Genomic DNA, 3,313 nt, shown 5'->3' with positions numbered 1-3,313 from the left:
CCGGGTGGCCGGGTCCCAGTGGCCGCCGGATTCGCGGGTGACGCTCTGGCCGCCGGGACCGGTGGTGGTGGCGCTGCGGTTGTAGCCGCCCGGCGTCCGGGTCGTGGTGGCCTCGTTGGTTACGGTGCGGCCCCGGGGACCGGTCACCGAACTCCTGCGCCGGAAGGCATGGCTGTTTCCGGCTTCGATCAACGTCAGGCCGACGAACAAAACGATCAAAGCGACAAGGCGGATGGCGTTCATGGGAGCGCTCCTTGGTGTTGGCACGGCTTGGTTGCAAACGCTGCGCGCCAGCGGCGCGCGGTGCTCCATGCTGTCCTGTTACCCTACTAGCCAGGATCGTGCCAGGCCCTACCCGCCCCAGACGCGGCCAGGGGCCTCATTTCCGCCCGGGCACAGGAAAGGCCGCCCGAAGGCGGCCTTGAAGAACCGGCGGATTGCCGAAATGTCGTCGATTCGGCCTCAGTGCATGCCCTCGTCCAGCTTGGCACCCATGGGCGGCTTTTTCATGATCCACATCAGCACGGCCAGCCCCATGAACATCATGGCCTGGGCGTGGAAAACGTCGCAAAAGGCCATGGCGTTGGCCTGCTGGAGCATGAGCTTGTAAAGGGCCGCCCCGGCCATCTGCGAGGCGTCGTAAAGCCCCAGCGCCTTGGCCGCCAGGTAGTCTTTGATCTGGGCGAAGGTCGACTGGTAGGTCAGGTTGTAGGGCGTCATGTTCTCGATGAGCCGGGCCTGGTGGAACTGGGCCCGGCGGGCGAGCAGCGTGGTGACGAAAGCCACGCCGAAGGAGCCGCCGAGGTTGCGCAACAGATTGAACACGGCCGAGGCGTTGTTCATGCCCTTTTTGGGGATGAAGGCCATGGTCAGGTAGGAAAGCGGCACGAAGAAGAAGGCGATGCCCACGGCCTGGATGTTGCGGGCGGTGATGGCGGTGCCGAGGTCGATGTCCAGGGAAAAGCCGGCCATGTTGAAGAGGGAATAGGCGCTGACGAGCAGCCCCACGCACAGGATGAAACGGGCGTCGACCTTCTGGGTCAGCTTGCCGACGATCGGCAGGATGACGAGCATGATGAGCCCGCCCGGGCCGAGCACCACTCCCGACAGAAAGGCCGTGTAGCCCATGAGGTTCTGCAGGTAGAGCGGCAACAGCACGATGGCCCCGAAAAAGGCGAAATAGCCGAAGAACATGACCACGTTGCCCGTGGCGAAACTCCGGTCCTTAAACACCTTGAGGTCGACGATGGGGTCCTTGCGCATCAGTTCCCAGACCACGAAGGTGGTCAGGCTGATCGCGGCCACGACCGAAAGCGCCAGGATGAAGTCGTTGTTGAACCAGTCGTCCTGCTGCCCCTTGTCGAGCACCACCTGCAGACTGCCAAGGCCCAGGCTTAGAAGGGCCAGGCCGATATAATCCACGGTGTCGCCCTTCTGGCGCCGTTCCAGATAGTCCGGGTCCTTGATGTAGAGCCAGATGAGCACCATGGCCAGCATGCCGACGGGCACGTTGATGTTGAAAATCCAGCGCCAGGAATAGTTGTCCGTGATGTAGCCGCCGAGAAGCGGTCCGAGGATGGGGCCGAGCACCGCGCCCATGGCGAAAATGGCCATGGCCAGTCCCCGCTCCTTGGGCGGATAGGCCTCGAGCAGGATGGCCTGGGACATGGGCTGGAGCCCGCCGCCGCCGATGCCCTGGACGATGCGGAAGAAAATGAGCATGCCGAGGCTCGTGGCCAGCCCGCACATCATGGAGGCGACGGTGAAGACCACGACCGAGAGCATGAGATAGTTGCGCCGGCCGAAGACCTTGGAAAGGTAGCCGCTTATGGGGATGACGATGGCGTTGGACACGAGGTAGGACGTGAGCACCCACGTCACCTCGTCCTGGCCGGCCGAAAGGCTGCCCTGGATATGTTGCAAGGCCACGTTGGCGATGGACGTGTCGAGAATTTCGATCAATGTCGGCACCATCACCGCGATGGTGATGAGCCATTTGCTGGGGGCGCGTTCTGCCATGGCCTCGTGCCGTATCCTTGAAAAACGGTTGCGAAAATACGAGGCCCGACACTAGTCGGTGTGGATGGTGGGCACGACGCTCATGCCCAGGCGCAGCTTGGGCAGCTCCCCGTTTTCCTTGTCGAAAACGATCTTGACGGGGATGCGCTGCACCACTTTCACGTAGTTGCCCGTGGCGTTTTCCGAGGGGAAAAGCGAAAAGACCGAGCCCGTGCCGGCCATGATGGACTGCACATGGCCCGTGATCTCGCGGCCGGGATAGGTGTCGACCTCGATGGTCGCCTTCTGGCCGGGATGCACGTGCTTGAGCTGGGTTTCCTTGTAGTTGGCCGTGACCCACAGCTCTTCCGGGTCCAGGGGGACAACGGTCATCAGCGCCTGCCCGGCGGCGACGAGCCGGCCGGATTCGATCTGCTTCTTGGTCACGTGGCCGGCCACCGGGGCCACGATCTTGGTGTACTCGAGATTGAGTTCGGCCTGCCGGACCTTCTCCTTGGCCAGCTCCACCTTGGCCCGCTGGGCCGCCGCTTCCTTGGTCTGGATGACGGCCTGCTCCTCGCCGGTCTTGGCCAGGGCGATCTGGGAACGCAGCCGCCGGATGCTGGCCTGGATCGATTCCAACCCCCGGTTCGCGGCCGCCGCCTTGGCCCGGGCCGCCCGCAGTTCGGCCTCGTGCCCCCGGCGCTTGTTCTCGATGCTGTCCAAATCGGACTGGGCCACCACGTCCTGGTGCCGCAGCTGGCTGATGCGGGTGAAGTCCAGCTTGTCCTGGTCCACCTGGGCCTGGATCTGGGCCACGGCTTCCTCGGCCGCGTCGCGCTCCTTGGTCGCCTGGTCGAGGCCGCGCTGCTGTCCTTCCATTTCGGCCTGGGCCGAGGCCACCTTGGAGGAGGTCTGGGACAGTTGCAACGGCACGCCGAGATCAAGGGCGGCAAGCGAAGCCTCGGCTGCGGCCAGGTCCGCCTTGGCCTGGGCCAGGGCGACCTTGTAGTCGGTGGGATCGAGGGTGACCAGCACGTCGCCCGGGGCCACGAGCTGGTTGTCCTCCACCGGCACCGTCTCGACATAGCCGGCCACGCGCGGCGTGATGGGATGGACCTTGCCGTCTATAAACGCGTCGTCCGTGGACACGAGTCCCCGCACATACAGGTAGTAGCCGAAGCAGGCGATGACGGCCACGGCCACCGTCACGACCAGGATGCGCTTGCGCTTGCCCGGCGTTCCGTCGGGCTTGTGCTTGGGGCGGAAAGAAAGCTTCATGCATTGTCCTTTGCGTCGAGGATGGCGTCCAGGC

The 3,313-nt window shown here is 64.3% G+C and carries 3 protein-coding genes; all 3 read right to left on the bottom strand.

Annotation, left to right across the window (positions count from 1 at the left end):
• On the bottom strand, positions 1-243 hold a 243-nt coding region (locus DESFRDRAFT_RS20490), incomplete at its 3' end, for a hypothetical protein (RefSeq protein ID WP_005997257.1).
• 219 nt (positions 244-462) lie between these two features.
• Positions 463-2,019 carry a DHA2 family efflux MFS transporter permease subunit gene (locus DESFRDRAFT_RS20485; RefSeq protein WP_005997256.1) on the bottom strand — a complete coding sequence of 519 codons (1,557 nt, stop codon included), beginning with the start codon at positions 2,017-2,019 and terminating at the stop codon, positions 463-465.
• A gap of 51 nt (positions 2,020-2,070) precedes the next feature.
• Positions 2,071-3,279 (bottom strand): HlyD family secretion protein, encoded by a 1,209-nt coding sequence (locus tag DESFRDRAFT_RS20480; RefSeq protein WP_005997255.1) that lies wholly within the window; start codon positions 3,277-3,279, stop codon positions 2,071-2,073.
• Between the last annotated feature and the right edge of the window lie 34 nt (positions 3,280-3,313).

The organism is Solidesulfovibrio fructosivorans JJ] (assembly GCF_000179555.1).
Lineage (GTDB): Bacteria > Desulfobacterota > Desulfovibrionia > Desulfovibrionales > Desulfovibrionaceae > Solidesulfovibrio > Solidesulfovibrio fructosivorans.
This window is presented reverse-complemented; position numbering and strand designations above follow the sequence as displayed.